The sequence below is a fragment of the Pseudomonas sp. K5002 genome (assembly GCF_013386655.1).
GTDB lineage: Bacteria > Pseudomonadota > Gammaproteobacteria > Pseudomonadales > Pseudomonadaceae > Aquipseudomonas.
The window spans coordinates 1-2282 of the sequence record NZ_JACARK010000414.1 but is presented as its reverse complement, the minus strand read 5'-3'; the positions used below and the strand labels follow the sequence as shown (position 1 = coordinate 2282).

Annotated in this window: 4 protein-coding genes; 3 read left to right on the top strand and 1 reads right to left on the bottom strand. The window is 61.3% G+C overall.

Annotated features, from left to right (window positions below):
• The coding region (locus HX846_RS19110) for a helix-turn-helix domain-containing protein (protein ID WP_178965901.1) at window positions 1–193 on the top strand (193 nt) is incomplete at its 5' end.
• Here HX846_RS19110 and HX846_RS19105 read toward each other — a convergent pair.
• Complete coding sequence (locus HX846_RS19105; RefSeq protein ID WP_177117365.1) at window positions 134–1063, bottom strand: sterol desaturase family protein; 930 nt, start codon at window positions 1061–1063, stop codon at window positions 134–136. The genes HX846_RS19110 and HX846_RS19105 overlap by 60 nt on opposite strands.
• 140 nt (window positions 1064–1203) lie before the next feature.
• Between HX846_RS19105 and HX846_RS19100 the strand changes: the two genes are divergently transcribed.
• Entirely contained in the window at window positions 1204–1509 is a 306-nt protein-coding gene (locus tag HX846_RS19100; RefSeq protein WP_003211453.1) for a PepSY domain-containing protein, read from the top strand.
• 185 nt (window positions 1510–1694) lie between these two features.
• Window positions 1695–2282: GAF domain-containing protein (locus HX846_RS19095; RefSeq protein WP_178965900.1), on the top strand; the 588-nt coding region annotated here is incomplete at its 3' end.

The following is a 2282-nucleotide window of genomic DNA, read 5'->3' as shown; positions in this document are numbered from 1 at the left end:
CGTGCGTCGCCTGGTGTTGTGGCGGCGCTTGCGGGTGGCGCTCGGACTGGCGCTCGGCGGCAGCACCTTGACCGAGGCTGCCCATGGCGCCGGGTTCGCCGATTCGGCGCATTTTTCCCGGACCATGAAACAACTATTCGGCGTCACGGCCGGGGCGTCGTTGCGCAACCTGCACGTACGAATCCTGGACTAGACCGACGGGAACCGGCGGCTCCTTGCTCAATTGCACCGTCCTGAAAGGGTCGCGCAACTGCGCCACATACTCCCGCGGAAAATCCGGCCGGCTGCCAATCCCCAAGTCGCCCTGCCCCATTCGATAGTCATGGCTGTAAAACGCCGTACCCAAGAGCCAATCCCACAGATTGAAAAACAAGCCGAAATTCACATCCCCAGCCCGGCCATATTTCATGTGATGAAAACGATGCACCGGCGCCCAGGCGAACACCCAGCGCAGCGGCCCCAGGCGCATGTCGACATTGGAATGCTGCAACAGCAACTGCACGGCAATCGCCAGGGCCAGCAGCAGCGCCACCTCCGTGGGAATGCCCAGCAGGATCAACGGCGCCAACCCGGCCGTGGCTTCCAGCATCTGGTGCAACGGATGCTTCATCAAGCCATTGAAGCCATACAGCCGTTGCACGCTGTGGTGCACCGCATGCAGGCGCCACAAGGCAGCGACTCGGTGGCTGGCGTAATGCATCAGGGTGATGCCCGCATCGGCAATGAAGATCGCCAGCAGCAATTGCGCCCAGAGCGGCCACGCCCGCGGCCATACACCGTCGACGGCCAACAGCGCGGTCAGCACCGGCAAGATCAACAAGCCCGCCGCATTGAGGCCCTCATTGACCAACGCGTGAATCAAGTCGCGACGACGATCACCCTGGTTGCGATTCCACTGCGGCTCATAGGGCAACCACCACTCGGCGATAAACGACACCGCCACCGCCAGAACAAATACCAGCCCCAGCCACTGCAGCGCATCCCTCTGCACCAGCCACAGCGCCCACCCGATAAACCCCGCCCAGAACAAGGGCGCATACACCCAGGCCATTAACTGTTTCATCTGTGCCTCCCGTAAGTGAGACGCCAGCATGAAACCCCGCACTCGCCGCCGATTGAACAAACTGCGCAATCTTAAGGGTGAGTTAAGTTGCGCTGGTTAACCTGATCCCACTTAAACAGCTCACCCCAAAGGATCACACCATGAAAAACCTGACCGCTCTGTTCGCTGCTGCCGCCTTGACCCTTACCGCCGGTTTGGCCCAGGCCGATGTTCGCCCGGACCAGATTCCGAGCCTGCTCAAGTCCGGTGCCGTGATGGATTTTGAAAAGCTCAACGCCAAGGCCGTGGCCCAGCACAAAGGCGCCACCATCGTTGACACCGAACTGGAAGACAAAGCCGGCCGCCTGGTCTACGAGACCGAACTGCGTGACACCAGCAACGTGAAGTGGGACGTGAAGCTGGATGCCAAGACCGGCGAAGTCCTGGAAAACAAGCAAGACACTTGAGTTGAACCGCAAAAACGCCGCGCCGCCTTCGGGCCGCGCGGCTTTTTTATGCGCGCTCGTCGCCCAGAAGAGCAATTAGTCTAATTAGCGTGAACGAATTTGTACCTTACGCCGCCAAGCTCGCTAGAATCCCAACCATCAGCCAAGGCACAACGCCAGCAGCATCAGGACCGGAACCGTTCGCCATGGGGCAAAAAGCCGTCGACATTGCCACCATTGGCAGAATCAGCGCCGTCCCGGCGATTCTCCAGGTAGTCAGCGAGATGACCGGCTTGCGTTTTGCGGCCGTGGCCCGGGTCACCGACGATTCCTGGACCGCCTGCGCCGTGCGCGACCAACTGGACTTTGGCCTGCCCGTGGGTGGCGAGCTGGACCTGACCACCACCCTGTGCCACGAAATACGCGACTCCCACGTCTCGATCGTGATCGACAAAGCCAGCGAAGACCCGCTGTACCGCGACCACCACACGCCGCGCATCTACCACTTTGAAAGCTACATCTCGGTGCCGGTGTTCCGCACCGACGGGCGTTTCTTCGGCACCATCTGTGCCCTGGACCCGAACCCGGCGCAACTGCGCAGCAGCACCATCCAGTCGACCATGGAGTCGTTTGCCCGGGTGCTGTCGCTGCAGATCGAAGCCGAAGAAAGCCTCCAGCAGACCGAAGCCGACCTGCAGCAGGAGCGGGAAACCGCCGAACTGCGCGAACAATTCATCGCCGTGCTCGGCCACGACCTGCGCAACCCGCTGTTCGCCATCAACGTCGGCGCCGAA

Excerpts from the sequence above, each read along its gene's own strand:
- HX846_RS19105 (WP_177117365.1), bottom strand. The coding sequence starts at position 1,063 with ATGAAACAGTTAATGGCCTGGGTGTATGCGCCCTTGTTCTGGGCGGGG.
- HX846_RS19100 (WP_003211453.1), top strand. The coding sequence starts at position 1,204 with ATGAAAAACCTGACCGCTCTGTTCGCTGCTGCCGCCTTGACCCTTACC.